The organism is Myxococcus sp. MISCRS1 (assembly GCF_026626605.1).
GTDB lineage: Bacteria > Myxococcota > Myxococcia > Myxococcales > Myxococcaceae > Myxococcus > Myxococcus fulvus.
Map to the genome: position 1 here is coordinate 2153438 of NZ_JAPNKB010000001.1, position 24101 is coordinate 2177538.

General features: G+C 70.8%; 16 protein-coding genes. 7 read left to right on the forward strand and 9 right to left on the reverse strand.

Annotated features, from left to right (window positions below):
• Window positions 1-7 precede the first annotated feature (7 nt).
• Both OWM54_RS08115 and OWM54_RS08120 read right to left on the reverse strand, forming a co-directional pair.
• Complete coding sequence (locus tag OWM54_RS08115; RefSeq protein ID WP_267697120.1) at window positions 8-4174, reverse strand: beta-ketoacyl synthase N-terminal-like domain-containing protein; 4167 nt, start codon at window positions 4172-4174, stop codon at window positions 8-10.
• 398 nt (window positions 4175-4572) lie between these two features.
• Window positions 4573-5748 carry a hypothetical protein gene (locus OWM54_RS08120; RefSeq protein WP_267697121.1) on the reverse strand — a complete coding sequence of 392 codons (1176 nt, stop codon included), beginning with the start codon at window positions 5746-5748 and terminating at the stop codon, window positions 4573-4575.
• A gap of 170 nt (window positions 5749-5918) precedes the next feature.
• On the opposite strand from OWM54_RS08120, the gene OWM54_RS43220 reads away from it, so the two are divergent.
• Window positions 5919-7283 (forward strand): M57 family metalloprotease, encoded by a 1365-nt coding sequence (locus tag OWM54_RS43220; protein WP_324289054.1) that lies wholly within the window; start codon window positions 5919-5921, stop codon window positions 7281-7283.
• A gap of 289 nt (window positions 7284-7572) precedes the next feature.
• Here OWM54_RS43220 and OWM54_RS08135 read toward each other — a convergent pair whose 3' ends face one another.
• The 4 genes from OWM54_RS08135 to OWM54_RS08150 all read right to left on the reverse strand — a co-directional run bounded on the left by OWM54_RS08135 (window position 7573) and on the right by OWM54_RS08150 (window position 11903).
• Window positions 7573-8301 carry a hypothetical protein gene (locus OWM54_RS08135; protein WP_267697122.1) on the reverse strand — a complete coding sequence of 243 codons (729 nt, stop codon included), beginning with the start codon at window positions 8299-8301 and terminating at the stop codon, window positions 7573-7575.
• A gap of 89 nt (window positions 8302-8390) precedes the next feature.
• Complete coding sequence (locus OWM54_RS08140; protein WP_267697123.1) at window positions 8391-9617, reverse strand: MFS transporter; 1227 nt, start codon at window positions 9615-9617, stop codon at window positions 8391-8393.
• 9 nt (window positions 9618-9626) lie between these two features.
• Entirely contained in the window at window positions 9627-10166 is a 540-nt protein-coding gene (locus tag OWM54_RS08145; RefSeq protein ID WP_223748851.1) for a TetR/AcrR family transcriptional regulator, read from the reverse strand.
• A 201-nt stretch (window positions 10167-10367) separates the two neighbouring features.
• A complete protein-coding gene (locus OWM54_RS08150; RefSeq protein WP_267697124.1) occupies window positions 10368-11903 on the reverse strand; it encodes a hypothetical protein in 1536 nt (511 codons plus the stop codon).
• 282 nt (window positions 11904-12185) lie between these two features.
• On the opposite strand from OWM54_RS08150, the gene OWM54_RS08155 reads away from it, so the two are divergent.
• Together OWM54_RS08155 and OWM54_RS08160 are read left to right on the forward strand one after the other, a co-directional pair.
• A complete protein-coding gene (locus tag OWM54_RS08155; RefSeq protein ID WP_267697125.1) occupies window positions 12186-13229 on the forward strand; it encodes a hypothetical protein in 1044 nt (347 codons plus the stop codon).
• Window positions 13230-13353: 124 nt separating this feature from the next.
• Window positions 13354-14442, forward strand: coding sequence for a peptidylprolyl isomerase (locus tag OWM54_RS08160; protein WP_223748848.1), 1089 nt, complete (start codon window positions 13354-13356; stop codon window positions 14440-14442).
• 15 nt (window positions 14443-14457) lie between these two features.
• On the opposite strand, the gene OWM54_RS08165 is transcribed toward OWM54_RS08160, so the two are convergent.
• Complete coding sequence (locus OWM54_RS08165; RefSeq protein WP_223748847.1) at window positions 14458-14823, reverse strand: hypothetical protein; 366 nt, start codon at window positions 14821-14823, stop codon at window positions 14458-14460.
• A 98-nt stretch (window positions 14824-14921) separates the two neighbouring features.
• Complete coding sequence (locus OWM54_RS08170) at window positions 14922-16247, reverse strand: hypothetical protein (RefSeq protein ID WP_267697126.1); 1326 nt, start codon at window positions 16245-16247, stop codon at window positions 14922-14924.
• 418 nt (window positions 16248-16665) lie between these two features.
• Between OWM54_RS08170 and OWM54_RS08175 the strand changes: the two genes are divergently transcribed.
• Both OWM54_RS08175 and OWM54_RS08180 read left to right on the forward strand, forming a co-directional pair.
• The gene (locus OWM54_RS08175) at window positions 16666-18234 is read left to right on the forward strand and encodes a sensor histidine kinase (RefSeq protein WP_267697127.1); all 1569 of its coding nucleotides are present in this window, start codon (window positions 16666-16668) and stop codon (window positions 18232-18234) included.
• Window positions 18231-21608: an ATP-binding protein gene (locus tag OWM54_RS08180; RefSeq protein ID WP_267697128.1), complete on the forward strand. Its 3378-nt coding sequence runs from the start codon at window positions 18231-18233 to the stop codon at window positions 21606-21608. The genes OWM54_RS08175 and OWM54_RS08180 overlap by 4 nt, the downstream gene beginning before the upstream one ends.
• A gap of 185 nt (window positions 21609-21793) precedes the next feature.
• Here OWM54_RS08180 and OWM54_RS08185 read toward each other — a convergent pair whose 3' ends face one another.
• A complete protein-coding gene (locus OWM54_RS08185; RefSeq protein ID WP_267697129.1) occupies window positions 21794-22339 on the reverse strand; it encodes a hypothetical protein in 546 nt (181 codons plus the stop codon).
• 228 nt (window positions 22340-22567) lie between these two features.
• Between OWM54_RS08185 and OWM54_RS08190 the strand changes: the two genes are divergently transcribed.
• Together OWM54_RS08190 and OWM54_RS08195 are read left to right on the forward strand one after the other, a co-directional pair.
• Window positions 22568-23320: an ABC transporter ATP-binding protein gene (locus tag OWM54_RS08190; RefSeq protein WP_141324717.1), complete on the forward strand. Its 753-nt coding sequence runs from the start codon at window positions 22568-22570 to the stop codon at window positions 23318-23320.
• A complete protein-coding gene (locus OWM54_RS08195) occupies window positions 23317-24099 on the forward strand; it encodes an ABC transporter permease (RefSeq protein ID WP_267697130.1) in 783 nt (260 codons plus the stop codon). Before OWM54_RS08190 ends, OWM54_RS08195 begins: the two co-directional genes overlap by 4 nt.
• The last annotated feature ends 2 nt before the right edge of the window (window positions 24100-24101 follow it).

A 24101-nucleotide genomic window follows, 5' to 3' on the forward strand; every position in this document is an offset into this window, starting at 1 on the left:
GAGAGACCTATTCGCGGAGCAGATGGTGGGCGTAGCTGAAGGCGAGGAGGCGGTGGAACTGCTCGACCTCGCCCAGCTTGGGGTGATTGCTGGCTTGCGCCAGGTACGGCAGACCCTTCAACGTGGACTGGATGAACGCCGTCAGCGACCACTTGGGCCCGGCTTCGATGAACAGCCGCGTGCCCTCGTCGTGCAACCGCCGCACGTGCTGACCGAAGTGGACCGGCAGCACGTATTGCAGCGCGAGGTGCCGGGCCATGAAGCGCGCGTCCGTCTCGGGCGCGTAGTAGCGCCCATGGACGCTGGAGAGGACCGGGAGCTGGGGAGCATTCCAGGTGAGCCGCTCCAGCTCCGCGCGCAGCAGCGGCACCGCGCCGGCGATGATGCGTGAGTGGTACGCGTGCGACACCGGGAGCACGCGGACCTCGAACCCGTTCGCGCGGCACCAGCGCGCGACGAACTCGACGGCCTCGACCTCGCCCGCGACGATTCCCTGCCCCGGAGCATTCTCCGCGGCCACCGTCACGTAGCCGCCCGCCTCGGGCAACACCCGGCGCAGCCGGTCGAAGTCCCCGCTGACGCTGAGCATCCTCCCGGGGGACTCCACGCGCAGCCCGGTCACCGCGCGGGTACGCCGGTACACCGCGCGCAGCGCCTCTTCGAAGGAGAGCACCCCGCTCGCGGCCAGCGCCGCGTACTCCCCCGCGCTCTGTCCCAACAGCACATCCACCCGGATGCCCTGCGCGCGGATGAGCCGGTAGAGCGCCACGTTCGCCACGAAGACGGCGGCGTGCACGGTGTCGTCGTCCTGGCGATAGCCCTCCTCCGTGCCAGGAGGCACCCAGAAGGTGCTCGAGAGCGACTGCCCCGTCATCGCCGAGAAGGCGGCATCCGCCTCCGCGAGCGTGCTCGCGACCAGCGGGTACTCCACCGCGAGCTCGCGCAGCATGTTCGCGTACTGCGGCCCCTGTCCCGGGAACACCGCCGCCACCTTCCCCGTGTGGAGCTGGCGCGCGTCGCGCACGTCGTAGAAGAAGAGGCCCTGCTCCGGAAGGCTCGGCGAGCCCGTGCCCGCCAGCAACGTCCGGGCGCGCTCCAGCGCCTTGCGAGCCCCCTGCCCCCGAGGCAGCGTCATCGCCAGTCGGCACGGCAGGGCCGCATCCGCCCTGGGCCCACTCCGAGGGTCCATCCCTGGCTCGCGCTCCACCGCCTGGAGCAGACGCGCCACCTGCTGACACAGGTGCTCGCGGCTCGTACCGGAGAGCGCGAGGAAGGGAGGCCGCGTCGGCTCCGCGCTCGTCACCTTCACCGCGTCCTGCGCGGGCTTGCGCGGGTACTCCTCCAGCACGGCGTGGAAGCTCGTCCCGCCCAGGCCGAAGGACGTCACGCCCGCGCGACGAAGCCCCGGCCCATCCATCACCCAGGGCTGGACCTCCGTGGGCACCTCGAAGGACACCTGCGACCAGGGGATGCGCGGGTTGGGCGTCTCGAAGCCGATGTTCGGCGGAACCTGCTGGTGGTGCAGCGCCAGGGCGACCTTCGTCAGCGCCACGGCGCCGGCGCCCGAGTTCAGGTGGCCGACGTTCGACTTCACCGAGCCCAGCAACAGCTTCCCCTCGGAGGCGGCCCGGCCGTAGACGGCCTGATACGTCTGGACCTCGATGGGGTCACCGACGGGCGTCCCCGTGCCGTGGCCCTCCACGTACTGGACATCGGTGGCGCGGATGCCCGCCTTCTCCACCGCCCTGCGGACCGCCTGGACCTGTCCTTCCGAGGAAGGCGCCCAGATGGAGGCGTTCTTCGGGTCCGTGGCCCCGGCCACCGAGCGCACCACGGCGTAGATGCGGTCCCCCGCTCCTTCCGCGTCCGACAGGCGCTTCACGGCGATGAGCGCCGCGCCCTCGCTCGTGATGTAGCCGTCCGCCCTGGCGTCGAACGGGAACGAGCCCTTCTGCGACAGACCGCCGAAGGAGCAGCACTGGCTCAGCGCATCCACGCCGAGCGACGCGTACATCCCCCCCACCAGCACCAGGTCGCACTGCCGGGTGCGCAGCTGGTTCATCGCGATGTCGAGCGCCGCGAGGCTGGAGGCACATGCGGACTCCACCATGAGCATCGGCCCCTGGAAGTCCAGGTGGTGCGCGACGCGTCCCACGGCCAGGCTGCCCAGGTACCCAAGCAGCGTGTCCTCGGTGATGGGCGGCAGCTCGCTCTTGTAGCGCGCCTCGGCGGACGCGCGGAGCTTCGTGGCCGTGGCCGCGTCGACCCCGTGGCGCTCCAGCTGCTCGGCCAGGCGCGCGTCGAACTCGGCGTAGTACACGCGGGCCTGGGTCTGGAACTCCCGCTCGAGCGGCGGCAGGTAGCCCATCACCACGCCCACGCGCGACGGGTCGACCTGCTGCCGCGTCGCCCCGGCGTCCTCAAGCGCCTGGAGCGCGGCCTTCATCGTCCAGCTGTGTCCCCGGTCGATCTGCGAGGACATCTTGGGCGGCACGCGGATGCGCGCCTGGGGCCAGGCGCCGTCGACGATGTAGCCGGCGAGGTTGGTGTAGGGCCGCACCTTGCTCTGCCGCGTGGGGTCCAGGTAGCGGTCGATGGGCGCGCGCTCGTCCGGAATCTCACCGATGGCGCAGCGCTTCTGGAGCAGGTTCTCCCAGAACGCTGCGGGGTTCTCCGCCTGAGGGAAGACGCCGCCCAGGCCGACGATGGCGATGGGCTCGGCCAGCTGCGGCGCCCGGAGCGTGCGCGCCAGCGCCTGGTGGTACGCGGGCGAGAACTCCTCCAGGGTCAGGTGGTAGTTGATGCCGCCGAAGCTGAACGCGCTGACCGAGGCACGTCGCGGCCCCTCCTGGACCTCCGGCCACGGCCGCCCCTGGTTGGAGATGTGGAAGGCGGAGCGCGAAAGGTCGATGCCCTCCGCGGCCTCCCGGAACGAGTGCTGCGGCGGCAGGAACTTGTGGTGCAGCGCCAGGGCCGTCTTCATGAGCCCCGCCGCGCCCGAGGCCGCCTGCAGGTGGCCCGTCAGCTCCTTCACGCCGCCCAGTCGGATGGCGCCCCGCGGGGCGCTTGCGCCGAACACCTCCTGGAGGCTCTGGAACTCCGTGAGGTCGCCCAGGTTGGTGCCCGTGGCGTGGCACTCCACGTATTGGACGTCCTGGGGCGCATAGCCGGCCTGCGCGTAGGCCCGGCGCATCGCGAGCACCTGGCCCCGCGAGTTGGGCGCCATGAGCGACTTGCCCTTGCCATCCGAGGCCGCGCCGAGGCCGCGCAGCACCGCGTAGACCTTCTCGCCGCGCGCGAGCGCGTCATCCAGGCGCCGGAGCGCGAAGACCCCCACGCCCTCCCCCAGGAGCGTCCCGTTGGCGCGGCGGTCGAACGGAGCCAGCGTGGAGTCGGACAGCCCTCCCAGCTTGCTGAACGCGATGAGGTCATGCGGGGTGAGCAGCTGGCTGCAGCCCGCCGCGAGCGCGACGTCGCAGTCGCCCGCGTTGAGCTGGTCGCACGCCGTCTGGATGGCGGCCAGCGCGGAGGCGTAGCCCGCGTCGACCGTCGCGTGAGGCCCCCGGAGGTTGAAGAGCTTGGCGGCCCGCCCCACCCAGACGCTGCTGAAGGAGGCGATGGCCTCGTCCTCGGTGATGCCCGCCAGCTCGCGCTCGACCTGCTGGGACGTGGCCTCGAGCAGCTCGGAGGCCAGGGACGCCGGGAGCGCCGCTTCGGCGAGGGCCCGGGAGAGACACTCCCGCATGTCCAGCAAGCGGGTGCGCACGCGCGTGTCCGGACGAAGCCCTCCGCCCAGGGAGCCCAGGGTGAAGCCGACGCGCTCGGGCGCCACCGTGTCCATCACGCCCCGCGCATCCTCGAGCGCCTGCGCCGTCGCCTCCAGGAACGCGAGCTGCGTGCGGTGCATGTCCTGCGCGACCTTCGGAGGGATGCGGTACTTCCGATAGTCGAGCGTCAGCTCGTCCAACGGCGCGGCGTGCCTGCAGTAGGTGCGGTCCGCGGCCGTGCGGTCCGCCGCGTAGTACCCGTCCAACCGCAGCTCACGCCCGGTCAGCTCCCGAATGGCCGTGGGCCCCGTCAGCACCCGCTCCCAGAACGCCTGGGGATTGGATGCCTTTGGGAATACGGCACCGATGCCGACAATGGCAATCGGCCGAAAAAGGCGCTCCTCCATGAATACCCTCTGACGTCCCCAATGGATGCGCTCGGCGAGCGCCGGGCCAATGCCTTGTCGCAAGCGCACGGGCCCTCCCCTCGATTACAAGGTAGACGAGATTGTTCAGGCAGATCAATCCCTCCGTTCATTTCCTCTCCTCGGACAAATGGCCTTTCACGAGGGTGGAATTTGTAGCGCGGAGAGACACACGCGTTTCAACTTCCCTGAGAATGTCACGGCTCGGCGAGCACTCGAGGTGACATCAATGACACATCAGACACCACCCAGGTCGACCCAACCCGCGCGTGCGGCCCCACCCCTGGCATCGGCCCCTCCTCGGAGAAGCCAGACACCGCGAGGTCACCGCGCGGGGACGTCATGGATTGTGTCCGCCCCACCTTGGAGCCCCACGCGGCTCAGGGCTGGGTTTCGGCGGAGCCCGGCGCGGCGGGCGCCTGGGGCAGCTTCTTGAGCAGGTCGATGTTCGGCCCGCCGATGGCCAGCAGGGTTCCGGCGATGTACTTGCTGGCATGCCGCCGGGGCAGGCCGCGCATCCACGTCGGCTGCTCGGGCATGGCGCCGCCGGTGGACTGGCGGTCGTCGATGGTGACGCCGCGCTCCCAGAGCATCGTCAGCATGGAGGTGGGACAGGGCGTGGCCAGCTCCTGCTGGAGCTCCGCGTAGGCCGCGCGATACGACGGCTCGGCGATGGGCTGGAGGTATCTCGCCGAGTTGCTGGCCTCGACCAGTCCCGTGCAGCGGGTGATGGCCGAGCCGCAGCTTCGGGCCCTGCGGGCCACGTCCACGGGCGCGACGATGCTGGAGAACGACGTGCTCGCCCAGAACACGGCGCGCATGCGGTCGCCCTGCGCCTGGCTCATCGGGGTCCACTCGGCGGGAGGCTGCTTCATCAGCGCGTGCGCCTGGCGCTCCTGCCCCAGCAGGGCGTTGCCAATCATCGCGCCGATGAGGGTGTCCGTCCGATACGACAGCCACGCCAGGTGGCGCACGTCCCGGGCGGCCTCCAGGGGCTGCCCTGTCTTCACGCCGTGGAGGAGCCGGAGCTTGGACCACTCCAACAGCGCGATGAAGTGGGGCACCGGGGCCGTCATCATGTTGTACGGCTCCTCATGCCGGAACGGGAGGTTGCGCGCGAGGTCCCACCGGTCGAAGCGCTGGAGCTCGCGCATCCACTCGAAGCGCAGCGAGGACAGGTCCGGGTCCGCGGCGAACCACTCCTCCAGCGTCTTCTTCTCCTTGAGGTGCGCGGGAAGCTGGAGCGGTGAGTCCGCGGGCATCGCGGGGCCCGGGCTCTCCCAGTGCACCCAGGCGTTGAGCACGGGGCCCGCGTCCCCGTCAGGGCGTGGCTCGCGGAACCACGGGTCGGCGGCGAGCTTCTCCTGCTCCCGGCAGAACAGGTCCAGGTGCGCGACGACGTCCTGCCGCTGCGCGGCCAGCGTGGGCTCGTATCGCGAGCGCATGAACAGGTCGAACGCGACCAGGGCCACGACGATGAGCACGACGAGGAGGCTGACGAACCAGACCAGCACTCGCGACACGCTTCCCCGGGACCACCGCACGCTCGGACGCATGTCTCGACTCTAGCAATCCCTCGCACCTCCCCGAGAATCCAATATTCAACTTAATCAATTTTTACAGCTATTTACTGTTTAGGCCGGAGAGATGCTCCCGGAGCGTCGCCCGGTGGCATGGGACTCCAGGCCGGCGGCGCGCTCCCCGCGGTCAGAGATGAGAGGGCCCCATGTTCAAGAAGGCAGCAGTCCTCGCTGTCAGCTGTGGTGCGTTGTGGGTCGGCTGCGGTGTCGACCCGGAGATGGAGAACGAGGAGATCGTCTCCAACCTGGTGGAGGCCGGCTTCCGCGTCGACGACCTCCTCATCGCCGACGGCAAGGTGTACGTCGGTCGTGACGCGCACGTCACGCTGGAGGCCTCCCGGGAGATGCTCCAGTCCCTGGACGAGAGCTCGGAGCAGTACCGCACGACGAACCAGGTGGGCACGGGCGTGACGAAGATCTGCGTCAACCCCACGCCCGATTTCAACACCTACAGCATGCTGAGCCAGGGCCTGGACCTGGCCATCGCCAACTACAACGAGCGGGGGCTGCGCCTCACCTTCGCGCGCGGACCGAGCACCGGCTGCACGGCGAACATCACCGCGCAGACGACGACGGGCACGGGCGGCTCGGCGGGCTTCCCCTCGGGGGGCCTGCCCTATGGAATCATCAACATCGGCACCGGCCTGCAGGCCTACAGCGCGGACGTGAACGAGCACGTCATCACGCACGAGCTGGGGCATGCCATCGGCTTCCGCCACTCGGACTACTACAACCGCAGCATCAGCTGCGGCGCAGGCGGTGACGAGGGCGACGCGGGCGTGGGCGCCATCCACATCCCGGGCACGCCGACCACGGCCACCGTGGGCGGCTCCGTCATGAACTCCTGCTTCCGCTCGACGGAGACGGGCGAGTGGACCAGCTCCGACATCACCGCGCTGGACGCCCTCTACGGCACCGGCGGCGTCGCGGCCTGCTCCACCTACAGCTTCACGTCCTACCGCGGGCAGAACGGGACGCAGATCCGCTGCAGCTGCCCCGCCACCAGCAGCGGGACGGTGTGGGGCACGGACATCTACACGGACGACTCGAATGCCTGCGCGGCCGCGGTGCACGCGGGGGCGATTGCCTCCAGCGGCGGCACGGTGACGGTCGTCATCCAGCCGGGCCAGGGCAGCTACGCGGCCAGCACCCGCAATGGCATCACCACGCTCTCCTACGGCGCCTGGCCGGGGAGCTTCACGTTCACGAACACGACGCCGGTGCAGGCCTGCTCCACCTACGACTTCACGTCCTACCGCGGGCAGAACGGGACGCAGATCCGCTGCAGCTGCCCCGCCACCAGCAGCGGGACGGTGTGGGGCACGGACATCTACACGGATGACTCGAACGCCTGCGCGGCCGGCGTGCACGCGGGGGCGATTGCCTCCAGCGGCGGCACGATGACGGTCACCATCCGACCCGGGCAGAGCAGCTACACGGCCAGCACCCGCAACGGCATCACCACGTTGTCCTACGGGGCCTGGGCGGGGAGCTTCTCCACCAGTCCGTAGTCGTCACAGCGGCCCGATGCGCCGTGGCCCGGGGGTGGCTCGCTGATGAGCGCCTCCGGGCCCTGTCCGGTTGGGAGTTCTCCGCCCGCCCGCCGGAGTCGAGCGCGCCCGGTGAGGAGCGAGCCGGAGGTGGCTCGCTGAAGCGCCCCTCGGTCCATCGGGAGTCGAGACTCCTGGATGACCGCGTGCACGGCGCCAGCGAGTCACTCCACCGGCGTGACCGTCCTTCCCGCACACGAAGCGTTCAACGTGGCGCCCTTGGGCCAGGGAGACCTCGCCTGTTGCGCGCTCATGGCGCGGCCTTCGTCGGGGGCGGCTTCGAGAAGACGGAGCCCGCGGAACGCGGCGAGATGCGCTGATACCGCGCATACGCCTCCACGAGCGCCGTGCGCAGGGCGGTGGGCTCCGTGGGCCCATGCCGCGCCACGGTGGTGGCCAGCGCCTCCAGCAGATAGGCCTCGGGCGCCATCAACGTCCGCGTGAGCGCGATGGGAGTCGAGCCCAGCGCCTTCAACACCGGGCCGAAGTACTGCTCGCTCATGCAGGCCAGGACGACCACGGGCCGGGGCGTGGCGCCCGGTGGCACCTTCACCTGGGGAGGCTCGCGGTCCATGAGCCGGTCATGCCCGGCCCACACCAGCAGGTCGGCGCGACTGGCGCCCGCCGCCGCGCGCAGGAAGTCCTCCAGCGCCGTGTCGATGGCGTCGCCTGCGTAGGCCAGCAGCTTCAGCCGCACGGGTCGCTCCCCCTTCGCGGGGGTCCGCTCGAGGATGAGCTCACGCAGCACCACGCTCCCCTCGGGCCCCGGCTCGCGGCTCATCACCTTGAAGCCAGGAGCCCGGGACAGGTACCGCTCCGCGCCGTACATCGCGCCCCAGTAGAGGTTCGTCTCCAGCGCGCGCGGAGCCCCGGCGGCAGCCCGGCCACACTCGATCAACGCGTTGTCACACAGCGGGACGAAGACCTCGACCTCCACGGGAGGCGCGGCCAGCAGGGTCAGCATCACGAAGGTCAGCACACGAGGCCTCCAGGGGCGTCGCCTTCAGACACCCCGGGTCCTGCCTTGCGTTCCACCGAGTGGGCCGCTCCCTCATGCGGGCGCGCGGCTCAGCCTCCGCCCCGCGGCGCTGTCACGCGCCTGGCCGACAGCACACCCGCCAGCGCCATCACGAGCCCCCCGGCGAGCGGCACCACGAGCAACCCCAGGCGCAGCCCCACCGCGTCGGCGATGAGCCCCACCACGGGGGGCGACAGCAGGAACCCCAATCGCATCAACCAGCTCACCACCGTCAAGCCCGTGCCGGGCCGCAACCCGGGCAGCTCGTCCGCGCCGTGCATCGCCGCGGGCACCAGCGTGGCCACACCGAAGCCCGCGAACGCGAAGCCCACGATGGTAGCGGGCACCGAGGGGAACAACAGCGCGCCCCCCATCCCCAGCGCCGCGAGCGCGCCGCCCGTCCGCGCCACGGCCCGCTGTCCGAACCGGTCGACGAGCCGGTCCCCGAACAGCCGCCCGATGAACTGCGCCCCCACGAGCGCCACGTAGCCGAACGAAGCCACCGCCACGCTCGCCCCGAGCGTGCCCGAGAGATAGACCGCCGCCCACGTCATCCCCGCGTCCTCCACGAGCACGCCACTGCTGGCAATCAGGACCAGCGCCGCCATCGAGAACACGAGCCGCAGTCGCCCCGCTCCCCGCTTCACGGAAGCCCCCTCCGCGTGCGCGGCGGCCCCGGAGGCCTCGGTGGGCTCGGGCCCGGGCAACAGGAAGCGCAAGGCCGTCAGCGAGACGCCGGAGAAGAGCAGCGCGGAGAGCCCCAGGTGGAGGCCCCGTGGAACAGCGAGCCCCGCCGCCAGCCCGCCCATGAGCCCGCCCATCACCGCGCCCACGCTCCACAGCGCGTGGAACGAATTGAGGATGGAGCGGCCATAGAGGCGCTGCACCCGGAGGCCATGCGCGTTCTGCGCCACGTCGGTGATGGCGTCCATGCTGCCCGCCAGGAACAACGTCACGGCGAGCGCGGCCCACGAGGGCGCGAGGCCCGCGAGCAGCAGGCCCAGCCCCGTGAGCACCGTGCCGGCGACAGCGACCCGGGACGAGCGGAAGCGACGGATGATGGCTCCCGCGGCGAGCCCCGCCATCAACGCCCCGAAGGGGAAGGACGCGATGGCGAGCCCGTACTGCGCATTGGTGAGCCCCAGGTCCGCTTTGATTTGCGGATAGCGCGGCAGCAGGTTGGCCAGGATGGCGCCGTTGGTGAGGAACAGCACCGCCACGGCGGCGCGGGCCGCGCGGTGCGCCCGAGGCACCGACGGAGGGAGGGAGGAGTTCATGAGGCGGCTCTAGGGGGAGAGGAATCGGAGCACGGCGTCGCGAGTGACGTCGCGGCCATGCGGTGTGGCGTCGAGGCTGACGTGGATGAACAGCCCTTCGATCAGCGCATCGAGCTTGTGGGCCGTCCGCGAGTCGACGTGGCGCTCGAGCACCGCGCGGCTGCGGCGCATCCAGTCGTGGGTGATCTGCCTGAAGGCGGGCTTCCGGGCCGCGAGGGTGTACAGCTCGAGCGTGAGCACCAGGTCATCCGGCCCCGCCACCAGGTCCTCGTGCACCAGCTCGACGATGGCCGCCGCCAGCTGCTCGCGGTCTTCCACCGCCGACAGCCGCGCCGCGAAGCGCTCGCTGACCCGCTCGGCGAAGCGGGTGAAGGCCTCGCGAAGCAGCTCATCCATGCTGGTGAAGTGGTAGGTCATCGACCCCAGCGGCACGTCCGCCCGCTCGGCGACACGCCGGTGTGACGTCCCCGCCACCCCTCCCTCGGCGATGACCTCCAGCGCCGCGTCGATGATGCGGTCGCGTCGGGCCGGGTCACTGCGGCGCTTCACCACGGAGACTCCTGCCACGGCAGGGCCTCGACGTGAGCGCCCCGGAGCGTGAATCGAAGGTTCGAACGAGCCCCCCACACGGGACAGCTCCCGCATGTGTACGTTCGTACATATCGACACGGACCGGAACGACTTTGTTCCCGAGAACGGCCAGGACGGAGGGACGAACCAGACGCCCCCGTCCCGGCCGCGCCCCCTCGGCTACCTGCGGATGCGCAGCGTGACGGAGTTGAACACCTTGATGTTCTTGCCGTCCTCGCGGATGACGACGTAGTCATCATTGGGAGGCACCGGCCGGATGAACAGGCCTTGCACCTCGTGCTCGTTGACGGACTCGGCGCCGAACCGCGCCATCACCATGGTCCCCATGGCCATGCCCGTGCAGCCCACGCACTTGGGTGCGCGATAGACGAACACCGTGCCGCCCTCGATTTGATTCGAACCATTGAGGCGCGGCTTCGGCACGGCGATGAACAAACGCTGGTCCGTGCCGGGGATGTCCCAGACGGCCCCCAGCGGGTGGGGGTTGCTGCTCTCGGCGTTGCGCCCCACCGGCCGGAGCGTGATGTCGATGGTACCCCCGTTGTCGACGACGGAGTTCACCTGGACCAGGTCCTCCTTCTTCGTCCACCCCAGCCAGTGCAGCTGCGGGAGGTTGTAGTTGTCCGAGCCGTTGCTGCCCATGTACGTGCTCGAGTCACCGTAGTGGTCGACCTCACCCGTCGTCGGGTTGCGGGTGTTGCCGTGCGCCAGCCCCAGCACGTGGCCGACCTCGTGGGCATAGTCACGGAACAGGCCCCCCTTGAGGAAGACGCGGTTGGAGCCCGCGTTCGAGACGGAGCACATGCCGCTGGGCATCGAGTACACGGTCAGGAACGCGTTCGAGCGGGCCTTCTGGACCGCCTGGTTCTTCGCCTTCGAGCAGTTCGCGCTCGTCACCTCCACCGTCTGCGACGCGGTGATTTCCAGCCCCACCTGCCCGCCCGAGGCGACGCCGAAGAACGAGTAGAGGTCGCGGACGTTGTTGCGGATGTCGGACAGCGAGGGGGTGCTCCGCCCCGCGTAGGTCACACGGACGACCTTGACGGTGTGCTTCTTGTTGATGGCGCCCAGCCGCTTGTTGTGGTTCTCGACGCACGCCGGCTCCGACGCGGAGCAGGTGTACCGGTAGGGCGAGGCGGGGGCCTCCACGTCCTGGACCCGGTACGAGCGCACGCCGTCGTTCGCGCTCGCGCCGCTCGCGAACGAGGTCTCACAGAGGTTGGCGCTGGTCTCGACGGTGACCGAGTCCCCGGAGCAGTCCGCCCCGGCATGCAGCGTCACCGCCTTGCCGATGGCCACGTCGACGTACGAGGCCCCCGCCCCGGCGGGGAGCGCGTAACAACCGTTGGCCGAGGACTCCTGGAGGATGGTCGAGTCGCCGTGACAGTCGTCGCGCAGGACCACGGGCGCCAGACGCGGGGCGAGCAGTTTCGCGCGCAGCGCGGCCCAGTTGTCCGCCGTGCAGGCGTCCGACTGGACCTCCTCCAGGAACAGGCCGTCCTCGAGCTCCGCGTGCTCGTACGTCCTGCACGTCTCCCACATCTCGCTCCAGTGCGCCCAATCACACGTCCCCGCCGCGACGTACCCCTCGACACAGGCGAGCGCCGCCTCGAGCGCGGGGGAGACCACCGCCTGGCGGTTGGAAGAGACGGAGGCCGCGGTGCCACCAGCGCCCCCCAAAGGAGGCTGGGACATGGGCTCCTGGAGCCCGCCATCGCAGCCTGAGACCCATGCTCCGCACAACATGACGCCCACCATGGACAGCTTGCGCATACCGCTCCCTGCCGCGGCCCGGGCCGGGGGGCGCCAGGACACGTGCTCAATGAGGGTGATTGTGGAGTTCCGGCTTTTACACGGAGTCAGGATAAAAAACCATCCGTTCAATATGGTTTTCGGACCAACCCCGACGCAACTCCCGCGGGCTGATCGCGATAATCCCGGCAAGTTCCTTCTTTTTTGAATTCGTGAGGCCCCACCATGGGTTTCGACATCCGGAAGACCATCAACACCGTCCGCACGAACGTCCAGAAGACGGTGCAGGACGTCAAGAAGACGGTTGAGGACAACAAGGGGCTCATCAAGGGCGCCACGGCGGTCGCCACCCAGAGCGCGAAGGCCTTCGGGTACGGCAAGGACGCCTTCCAGCAGATCAAGAACATCAAGAACGGCGCCGAGGGCCTGCTGACGGGCAAGAACCTCGATTTCGTCAGCAACCCCACCTACAAGGCGGGTGAGTTCAAGGGCCTGACGAAGCTGGGCGCCGGCATGAAGGCCGCCGCGCGCTACGCGGGCATCCCCGGCGCGGTGATGTCGGGCGCCACGGCCATCAAGGACATCCGCCAGGCCATCCGCACCGGCAGCAAGGACGACATCCTCGCCGCCACGCGCTCCTCGCTGGACGCGACCAAGGCGGGCATCACGGCCGCGACGGGCGGAATCCTGGGCGGCAAGGTGATGGGCGGCGTGCTCGGCGGCACCGTCTTCAAGGAGAAGCTGGAGGCGGGCAAGAAGGCCGTCGACGCGTTCAAGAAGACGCTCCCCAACGCCAGCGACGACGTGCTCAAGGCCGTCAAGAACGCGGCCACCACCAGCCTGTTCGAGGGTGGCACGGCCAAGGGCGTCAGCCGGGCCGTCAAGGCCGCCGCCTCCGAGACGGCGAAGGCGACCAGCACCCTGGCCCAGGGCCTGGGCACCGGTCCGCGCACGGCCGCCAAGGCGCTGCTGAAGACGGCGGGCTCCGAGGTCGGTGAGGCCGCGCTCAAGCAGGGCGCGAAGGCCGCCGCCGGCACCGCCGCCAAGACGCTGGGCCGCTTCGCCCCGGGCGTCAACGTGGCCATCGCCGCGGTCGACGTGGCCAACGCGGGCGCGACGCTGATGGACAAGAACGCGAGCACCGGCAAGAAGGTGACGTCGGTCATCACCGCGGTGGGCTCCATCGCCGCCGCCACCAACATCCCCATCGTCAGCCAGGTGGGCGCCGCGGTCTCCACGGTGTCCAGCATCGTGGGCGCCTTCTTCTAGAGCAGCGACCCCATCGCGGGGTTTGTCAGAGCGGCTCGGCTGGACTATGCCCTGGTCCATGCCGAGCCGTCGCTTTTCCCCCCATTGGCGCGGACGCTGGCAGGCCTATCTCCCGGGAGCATTCGTGAGCAGCAAGCAAGGGTCTCAAGGAGCAGGTCAGGGCGTCGAGCGGCTCCTCAAGATGAGCCCGGTGGTCAGCCTCGTGTCCGCCAAGGCGCTGGAGCTGCCCACCGTGAGCGCGCCCTCCCTGGAGGGCATCTCCGTGCTGGTCCCCACGCCGCCGGACCTGACGGAGGAGGACCTGCTGCGCGCCTTCCACGAGAAGCACCGCGCCGTCTCCCCCTCGCGTGAGCGGCAGGCGGGTGAGCCGCTGGCCCTGGGCGACGAGGTGAAGCTCAACATCGTGGGCTACTGCGATGGCCGGCTCATCCCCTTCTCCTCGCGCTTCGGCCTGACGACGGAGCTGGCGCCCATCGAGATGCTGCCCGGGCTCAGCGAGTCGCTGGCCGAGGGCGGCAAGGTGGGCGAGTCCCTGCAGGTCGCGCTGGAGCTTCCGGACACCTACCCGGTGGAGTCGCTGCGGGGAAAGCCCGCGCGATTCCTGGTGGACGTGCTGGGAGCGCACGAGGTGACGCCGCTGCCGGACAGCGACCCGGAGTTCCTCGCGAAGCTGGGGATGGGCGCCACGCTGGACGAGGTGATGAACCACCTGCGCGAGGAGCTGGAGGACCAGGGAGCCGCCGAGCTCTGGGTGCAGGCGCGGGACCTGGTGCTGGACGAGCTCATCCAGCGCGCCCCGGTGGAGCTGCCGCGCGCGCTGGTGGACGAGGAGCTGCGCCGCCGCTGGGTCCAGGCCGAGGGCCAGGGCCTGGTCGACCACCAGTTCGACGTGGACGAGCAGCGTGAGGCGCTGGAGGGCTGGCTCACGGACGACACCACGCGCGCGGACGTCGAGCGGCGGCTGCACATCGGCATCGTGCTGAAGGCCGTCACCGAGGAGCACAAGCTCCAGCTGACGCCGGAGAAGCTCGAGCAGCTGGTGGCCCTCCAGATGGAGCCCTTCGGGCTCACCGCCGCGGATGCCCACGCCGCCCTGCGCGAGTCTCCGGAGACGACGAAGCGGCTGGCGGAGATGGGCTGGTACCTGCTCGCGGTGGAGTACGTGATGAACCGCGCGAAGGTCACCTTCGAGGGCGCGGACCAGGCGGGCTGAGCGCCCCCTCGGGGCTCAGCTCTCGCTGAACCACAGGCCCGCGGCCCCCGCCAGGCCCAGCCCCACGAACAGCGCGGCCAGGCCCCAGGTCTTGCCGCGCGACATGCGCAGCGACTCGCCATACCGGTAGCCGCACACCAGCACGAGCAGGGCCAATCCCAGACAGATGGACGCGGGCCCCAGCGCGACGAGCACCTTGCGCGGCGTCCCGCTCACGTCCAGGACCCCCAGCAGCGCCAGCGGCCAGAAGCCGATGACGAGCAGGCCGAGCACCAGGCCCCACCCCCACTTCCCCTCGGGGGAGGTCAGCTCCATGAAGTCCAGGAAGCGCGCCCACGGGCCCTGGGGTGGCTCTCGACGGGGCGGGGCGGACGTCGGCACGGGCGGGGCTCCTGGGACAGGGTGCGGTGCACCGGGGATGCACCGCGCGAGGATAGGACAGCGCCCCCCAGCCAACCAGGGCACGGAGGCCCCGTGTCTCAGCGGCGGCCGAGGAACTGGGGGTCGGTCCAATCCCAGAGCCGCTCCGGGTGCTCGTCCACGTCGAGCGGCAGGCTGTTCCAGCGATACACGGCGCGCGAGCTGGCGCCATGGATGTGGATGAGCAGGCTCAGCGTGGCCAGCACCGCGAAGGTGGCCGTCAGTCCGCGCCGGGCCTCGGGGCCCTTCCACTGGAGCGAGCGCACCACGGGGACGAGGAAGAAGACGAGGTAGGGCACCATGTCCGTGAAGAAGCGCGGGCCATACGAGTGCCCTCCCCACCAGTGCGGGAAGGTGGAGATGGAGAACCAGTGCAGCGCCACCACCGCGAGCAGCACGGCGTGCAGGCGGGTGAAGGTCCGGGCGCGCACGTCCAGCCACAGGCCCCAGGCGCTCAAGAGCAGCACGGGGGTGAAGACGAACAACCCGCGGCCGGGGGACACGAGGTTGCCGGCCAGGGCCTCGGCCACGCGCGAGGAGGACCACTCCAGGCGCTGCGGCTCGTAGTAGGGCGCGAGCACGGAGCCGTAGTGGACCTGGTTCACCGCCACCCAGGGGATGGCCACCAGGAGCGCGCTCGCGAAGAACCTCCAGGCCTGACGCGGGTAGGTCCACACGACGTAGAGCGACAAGAGCAGCACGGACAGCCCGTTGGTCGGCCTCATCACGTAGGCGAGCGCCAGCGGGAGGCCCGCCCAGCCGACGACGGCGGGATTGTCCCGTGCGCGCACGAGGCAGACGAGCGTCAGGGTGAGGAACAGGAGCGAGGGGCCGTGTTGCCACAGGGCGCGGCTGGCGGTGGAGAGCAGCGGCGTGCAGAAGACGAAGACGGCGGCGAGCAGGAGCGCGCGACGGCGGGACAGCTTCAGCGACATGCCGAGCACGAACATGGCGACACCCGCCAGGGCCGTGACCGCGGAGGCGAAGTAGCGCTGCGGCTCGTTCCACGCGTTCAGGTCCACCAGGCCGGTGGTGTCGTGGAGGTGGCGCCAGTGGGCCAGGGACCTGCCCAGTGACGGGTGGAGGCCGCCCACGGGGGTGACGAGCCGCACGAAGCCATCCACCAGCGCCACCATGGGCACGGCGACGAGCGAGGGGCCCAGGGGGAAGTAGTTGTAGTAGTGGCCGTCGCGCTCGAAGAGGCCGTTCTGGTGCACCTGGAAGGTGGGCGCGTATTCGTCCAGGGCGATGTTCCCCTCGCGCAGGAGCGACAGCGTGGTGGGGAGCGTCAGCTTGGAATCGAAGGGGGTGTAGACGGGGAACGCCGCCAGCACCGCGAAGAAGCCCAGGAAGAGCAGCGCGTATGTCGCCCAGGGACGGGACATGGAGGCCCCTCTTAGTGCCTCGCGCCACGGGGGTCACCCGAAACCAGCGGCGGGTCAGGCCCCTGCCCACTCCAGCCTCGTCCTCCAATCCCTATCAATGACAAGTCATCCCACCGCGTCCCGGACACGGGAGCGCACGCGCATGGCATCGCCCGTGCGCCTCCGCGCCACGCGGAGCCAGGCCCGGCCCCCCGGGCGTCCGGGCGGGCGTCCGGCGCCGGCCCACCGAGGAGGCGTCCGAGCAGTGGACGCCCGGAAGATGCCTGTTCGTTGACTCCTGGCGACTCCAGAATCTTTGTGACACGGCCGACCCGGCCGGGCTGATAACCCAGGGCCACGCGAGCGGGGTACCGAGGAGGCACATTTGGGTGGGGCTGGAACAGCCAGGGGCACACGGGACGCGGAGCTCTTCGACGCAGTGGATGTCTCCCTCTGGGTGGAGGACTTCACCGCCGTGACGAATGCGCTCGACGCCCTGCGCGCATCGGGCGTCACGGACCTGCGCGCCTGGCTCGCGGAGCATCCCGGCTTCGTGATGGAGGCCGCGGGCTGGGTGGAGGTCCTGGACGTGAACGAGGCCACCGCCCGCCTGCTCGAGGCGCGCGGCCGTGACGAGGTGATGGGCAGCCTGTCCCTCTCCCGCATCTTCCTCCCGGAGACGGCCGCGGCATTCACCGACGAGCTCGTCATGTTCTGGGAAGGCGGCACGCGCCTGGAGCTGGAGACCGTGCTCAAGACGCTGCGAGGCCGCCACGTCGACGTCATGCTCACCCTGACCCGGCCCTCGCCGGAGCACAGCGACCGGGTCTTCGTCACCATGCGGGACGTCACCGCCCAGAAGGCGTCCCAACGCGCCCTCCAGGAGAGCGAGGCCCGCTTCCGGAACATGGCGGACCACGCCCCCGTCATGCTCTGGGTGACGGACGTCACCGGCCGCTCTCTGTATCTCAGCCGCAGCTGGTACGAGTTCACCGGGCAGACGGAGGCCGAGAGCCTGGGCTTCGGCTGGCTCGGCGCCGTGCATCCGGACGACGCCGAGCGCGCGGGCACCGTCTTCCTCGCCGCCAACGCCGACCACCTCCCCTTCCAGCTCGACTACCGGCTGCGACACAAGGACGGCCGGTACCGCTGGGCCATCGACTCGGCCAGCCCCCGCTTCGGATCGGCGGGCGAGTTCCTGGGCTACATCGGCTCGGTCATCGACATCTCCGACCGCAAACAGGTCGAACAGGAAAGAGAGCGACTGCTGGTCGCCATGGACGAGGCCATCCGGATTCGCGACGAGTTCCTCGCCGTGGCCAGCCACGAGCTCAAGACGCCCCTGACGCCGCTCCACCTGAAGCTCCAGACGCTGGCCCGGGTGGCCCAGGAAGGCCGCGGCCCGCAGCTGCTGGAGCGGCTGCCCGCGGACCTGGAGGTCATGCAGCGACAGGTGAAGCGCCTGTCGACGCTGGTGGGCGAGCTGCTCGACGTCACGCTCATCAGCGGAGGCCAGCTGCGCCTGGAGCCGGAGCCGGTGGACCTGGGCGCGCTGCTCCACGAGGTGGCCCTGCGCTTCGACGCCGAATCCCAGCGCACCAGCACCCCCATCCACACGGAGCTGGGCGAAGTGGTGGGCCAGTGGGACCGCGCGCGGCTGGAGCAGGCCGTGTCGAACCTGCTCGCCAACGCCCTCAAGTACGGCGAGGGCCACCCCGTCCACCTGCGGACCGGACGCACCGCGGAGCACGCCTGGTTCAGCATCCGGGACGAAGGCATCGGCATCCCTGCGGAGGCCATGGACCGCATCTTCGAGAAGTTCGAGCGCGCCGTCTCCGAACGCCACTACGGCGGCCTGGGCCTGGGCCTGTACGTCACCCGGCAGAACGTCCGGGCCATGGGGGGCACCATCGACGTGCGCAGCGCGCCGGGCCAGGGCGCCACCTTCACGGTGCACCTGCCCTGCCGGGTGTCGGGTGAGAGCGCCGCGGGAGGACTGGCGCGATGAGGGGCCCCCGAGCCGTGGAGGAGGTGCTGCGCGGCGGCGGCGAGTGCGGCGCGTTGCTCCGACGCATCGACTGGGAGAAGACGCCCCTGGGCCCGGTGGAGCGCTGGCCGCAGTCCCTGCGCACCACGGTGGGAATCGTCCTGGCGTCCAACTACCCGCTCTACCTGGCGTGGGGCCCGCGCTACGTGCAGATGTACAACGACGCCTACCGTCCCATCTGCGGCGCGACGAAGCACCCCGCCGCGCTGGGACAGGAGGCCTCCATCACCTGGCCGGAGGTGTGGGACACCATGCTCGCCCCCGGCTGGGAGCGCATCCAGGCCACCGGCGAGCCCATCCGCGTGGAAGATTTGATGATGCCGTTGGACCGCAACGGCTACGTGGAGGAGTGCTACTTCTCCTACAGCCACAGCCCCATCCGCGACGAGTCCGGCGGCGTGGGCGGCATCTTCGCCGCGCTCACCGAGACCACCGAGCGCGTGCTCAACGAGCGCAGGCTGCGCACGCTCTCCGAGCTGAGCGCCACGGCCCTGGGACAAGCGACGCCGGAGCTCACGTGCCGGGAGATGGCGCGCGTGCTCGCGGGCAACCTGAACGACGTGCCGCTCGCGCTGCTCTACCTCACCGATGACGCGGAGCGCACGGCGAGCCTCGTGGCGCTCAGCGGCCTGCCGTCGGACAGCCGCGCGGCCCCCGCCCGAATCCTCCTGGATGAGGAGCCCCGCCCGGACACCTGGCCCCTGGCCCGCGTGGCACACACCGGAGAGTCGCTGCGGCTCGAGCAGCTCCCCGAGTCCCTGGGGCCGCTGCCCGGTGGCCCCTGGCCCGAGGCGACCACGTCCGTGGTGGTGCTGCCCATGCCCCGTCCCGGACAAGCCCTGCCCCTGGGCTTCCTGGTGTTGGGCATCAGCCCCCGTCGGGCGCTGGACGAGGCCTATCGCCGCTTCCTGGAGCTGGTGGCCAGCGGCGTGACGACGGCGGTGACCACCGCGCGGGCCCGTGAAGAGGAGCGCCGCCGCGCGGAGGCCCTGGCCGAGCTGGACCGGGCCAAGACGACCTTCTTCAGCAATGTCTCGCACGAGTTCCGCACGCCGCTCACGCTGATGCTGGGCCCGGTGGAGGACGGCCTGCGCGACGCCGAGGAGCCGCTGGGGCCGCGCCAGCGGCATCGCCAGGAGACGGTGCACCGCAACGGGCTGCGGCTCTTGAAGCTGGTCAACACGCTGCTCGACTTCTCGCGCATCGAGGCGGGCCGGACGCGGGCCTCCTTCGCGCCCACGAACCTGGGCGCGCTCACGGCGGACCTGGCCAGCGCCTTCCGCTCCACCGTGGAGCGCGCCGGCCTGAGGCTCGTCGTGTCGTGTGAGCCCCTCCCCGAGCCCGTCTGGGTGGACCGCGAGCTGTGGGAGAAGGTCATCCTCAACCTGCTCTCCAATGCCTTCAAGTTCACCCTGGCCGGGGAGATTCGCGTCGCGTGCGCGGCGAAGGACGACGGGGTGGAGGTGTCGGTGACGGACACGGGCACCGGCATCCCCGAAGCGGAGCTGCCGCGCATCTTCGAGCGCTTCCACCGTGTGCAGGGCGCGCACGGGCGCAGCTACGAGGGCAGCGGAATCGGGCTCGCGCTGGTGCAGGAGCTGGTGAAGCTGCACGGGGGCAGGCTCGCCGTGCGCAGCGTGGAGGGACATGGCAGCACCTTCACCGTGTGGCTGCCCCTGGGCCATGCGCACCTGCCCGCCGGGCACCTGAAGCCCCAGGAGCCAGGTCACACCACCCACCTCCGGGCCTTCGTGAGCGAAGCGCGGACGTGGCTGGAGGCTCCGGCCTCCATCGAGGTCACCGACGACGAGGCGCCCCCGCTTGCGCGCCGTGAAGACCGGACGTCCCACGCCAGCGAGACGGTGCTCGTGGTGGATGACAACGTGGACATGCGCGACTACGTCCAGCGCCTGCTGGGCGGACGCTACGCGGTGGAGACGGCCGCCAACGGACTCGCGGCGATGGAGCGGGTGAAGGCCCGACGGCCGGACCTGGTGCTCAGTGACGTGATGATGCCGGGGATGGATGGCTTCGGGTTGCTGCGCGCGCTGCGGGCCTCGCCCGTCACGGCGGACATCCCCGTCATCCTGCTGTCGGCCCGCGCGGGCGAGGAGGCCACCGTCGAGGGGCTGGAGGCGGGCGCCAATGACTATCTGGTGAAGCCCTTCTCCGCGCGGGAGCTGCTCGCGCGCGTGGAGGGCAACCTCGCCGTGGCCAGGGCACGCGAGGAGAAGCGCCAGGTCGAGCAGGCGCGGAAGGCCCTGGCCGTCGTGGTGGAGCAGAGCTCGGATGCGATTGGCATCGCGGACACCGAGGGCCGCATCACGTATCTCAACGAGGCCGGCCAGCGGATGCTCGGCGTCCCGGGACAGGAGGCGGCGCGCCACACGTCCCTGCTGGACTACTTCCCCGAGGAGGACCGTCCCTTCGTCCAGGACACGCTCCTGCCCGGCGTGGCGACGAAGGGGCGCTGGGAGGGGGAGCTGCAGGCGCGAAACCTCCGGACGGGGGCGCGGCTGCCCGTGCGCTACGCCATCTCCACCCTCACCCACGCCCGGACGGGCCAGCCGGTGGGCGTGGCCGTCATCGCGCACGAGCTGTCCGAGCAGAAGCGCCAGGAGGCCGAGACGCGCCGGCGCGCGGAGTTCGAGCAGCAGCTCATCGGCATCGTCAGCCATGACCTGCGAAACCCGCTCAGCGCGATTCAGCTGGGAGCGTCGGTGCTGGCCCGGCGGGAGGAGCTGAGCGAGCGCAACCTGCGCTCGGTGCTGCGCATCCAGGCTTCGGCGGAGCGCGCGGTGCGGATGACGCATGACCTGCTGGACTTCACCCAGGTGCGCCTGGGCGGAGGTCTGCCCATCCACCGGCGGCCCGTGGACCTGCATGAGCTGTCACAGCAGGTGATTGAGGAGCTGCAGATGGGCCACCCGGAGCGGGAGCTGCGCGTGGAGTCGGACGGGGATGCCTTCGGTGAGTGGGATTCGGACCGCATCGCCCAGGTGCTGGGCAACCTGGTGAGCAACGCGCTTCAATACAGCCCCGCCAGCTCGCGCGTGACGGTGCGTGTCCAAGGCGAAGCACCGCGCGTCGTCCTGTCCGTCCACAACGAGGGACCGCCCATTCCCGACGACGCCCGCGAGCGGCTCTTCCGTCCGCTCCAGCGCGCCCGCACGGCGGACAGCAACACGGGGCGCAGCATCGGCCTGGGGCTCTTCATCGTGAAGCACATCGTCGAGTCCCACGGGGGCACCGTCGACGTGACGTCCCAGGACGGCCAGGGTACGACGTTCATCGCCGTGCTGCCCCGGCTGGCGTCAGACCAGGGTACGAGCTGAGCTGGCCCGATCGGGTCCGTCGAAGCAGCGGCCGTCACCCCACGCACGGCGGCCCGCCAGAACGCGTCGCGGCTCACCGTGGACACCCTCGACTTCCGGCGGCGCGTCCAGCAGGCGCGGAGGCCCCGCTCCGTACGAGCAGCGGGGCCTCGGGTCATCCCCTACGGACGCTGCTGCGCGAGCAGTCACTCGTAGAGGTTCGGGGAGTGGTACGTGTGGTCCGTGTAATAGGCCCGGGAGTAGGCCTCGTGCCCCACGTTCTCGTAGCGCGTCACCACCGGCGCCGACGGGGGCGAGCAGGCGTTGAGGCCGTTCACCGCCGCAGCCGTGTCGCTCACGTGCACCGTGCCGTCGTCCGCCGCGTGGAAGGTCCACACGGGCACGTCCTCGGTGGCCAGCCGGCAGATGCCCGACACGCCGTTCACGCTGTGGACGCGCCCTCCCGAGAAGGGAACGATGGCGGCGACCTGTCGGGCGTTCGCGTCCGAGCGCTGCGGGAAGCCAGGTGCCTTTGATGGCCAGCCCAGAGAGAGGCGGACCTGCGCCTGCGTGTCCGTCGTCCCCTCGTTGGTGCCGATGAAGAACGTGTCCCGCGTGGCCGACGCGGGATAGCCGGTGCTCGCGGTGGTGCCGCCGCCGCTGCAGGCGCCCGTCCAGCCCTGCCAGAACCCGTCCGTCAGCTGGAGCGACAGCCCCGAGCCCACACCCGCGCCGTCCACCAGGTTGCTCAACGACGAACCGGTGGAGCCGGAGTGGAGGTTGTTCCACCCCGGCGTGGCGGCGGGCCCGTCACCGAAGTCGACCAGGAAGCGCCACGCGGCGCCTTGGCCCCGCCCTGGACGCGAGATCCACGCTCGCCTCGCGGGTTCAGGGCGGTTAGAAACACCCCCTCCATGGCGCCTCCCGGCCTCGCTCCCCCCGCTCCCCTGCCCCCCGTCTCCGGAAGCGGGGGCGTCCGCGTGAAGGTCGAGGGCCTGCGCCGCACCTTCCCGGGTGACGTCGCCGTGCTGTCGGGGCTGGACCTGGAGGTCGCGCCCGGCGCGTTCGTGGCGCTGCTCGGGCCCTCCGGCTGCGGCAAGTCCACGCTGCTGAGGCTGGTGGCCGGGCTGGACCGCGCGGAGGCCGGGCACATCACCTTCACGCCGTCGCTGGAGCGCACGCCCGGTGAGCGCGCCCCCATCGCCTATGTGTTCCAGGACGCGCACCTGCTGCCCTGGCGCACGGTGCTGGACAACGCGGCGCTGCCGCTGGAGCTGACCGGCGTGCCGGAGTCGGAGCGACGGGCCGCCGCGCGCGCCGTGCTCGAGCAGGTGGGCTTGGGGGATGCCACGGACCGTCACCCCGCCGAGCTGTCCGGCGGCATGCGCATGCGCGTGTCCCTGGCGCGCGCGCTCGTCACCCGCCCCCGGCTGCTGCTCCTGGACGAGCCCTTCGCCGCGCTGGACGAGCTGACGCGCGGCCGGCTGGATGACCAGCTCCGCGCGCTGTGGCGCCAGCTGGGGATGACGGTGCTCTTCGTCACCCACTCCATCTCCGAGGCCGCCTACCTGGCCGAGCGGGCCGTGGTCCTGTCGCGGCGGCCGGCGCGCGTGGTGCTGGACCGGACGCTGGAGCTGCCCGCCGAGCGCGGCGCGGCCCTGCGCACCGAGGCGTCCTTCGCCCGCGAGGCCCGGCTGCTCCACGAGGCGCTGGAGCAAGGAGAGCGCTGGTGAACCGCCCGGCCCTTCGCGCGGCGCTGCCTCCGCTGGTGGCGCTCGTCGTGCTGCTGTCGCTCTGGGAAGCCGCGGTGCGCCTCTTCGAGGTCCCGGTCTGGCTGGTGCCGCCGCCCTCGGCCGTGGGGGCGGTGGGAGCGCGGGAGGCGGGCTCGCTCTTGGGCGCGGCGCTCACCACGGGGCGCGCGGCCCTGGTGGGCTTCGGGCTGAGCGCGGTGCTGGGCGTGCTGGTGGCGGTGGCGCTTGCGTCCTCGCGCATGATGGAGCGCGCGCTCTACCCGTACACGCTCTTCCTGCAGACGGTGCCCATCGTGGCCATCGCGCCGCTCCTGGTGCTGTGGTTCGGCCCGGGCCCTCGCGCCGTGGCGGTGTCGTCCTTCATCGTCTCGTTGTTCCCGGTCATCGCCAACACGCTCACCGGGCTGCGCTCGGTGGAGCCGCCGCTGCGGGACATGTTCCGGCTGTATGGCGCCGGGCGCTTCGCGACGCTGTGGAAGCTGGAGCTGCCCGCGGCGATGCCGCACCTGTTCACCGGGTTGAAGATTGCCTCGGGGCTGTCGGTCATCGGCGCCATCGTCGGCGAGTTCGTCGCCGGCTTCTCCGAGGGCACGGCGGGGCTGGGAATCCTGGTGCTGGCCGCGTACCGTCAGCTGCGCACGGACCTGTTGTTCGCGGCGGTGCTGGCGGCGTCGGGGTTGGGGCTGGTGTTGTTCGGGGCGGTGAGCCTGACGGGAGCCCGGCTGCTGCGGCGCTGGCACCCGTCGGCGCAGGGGAATTGAGT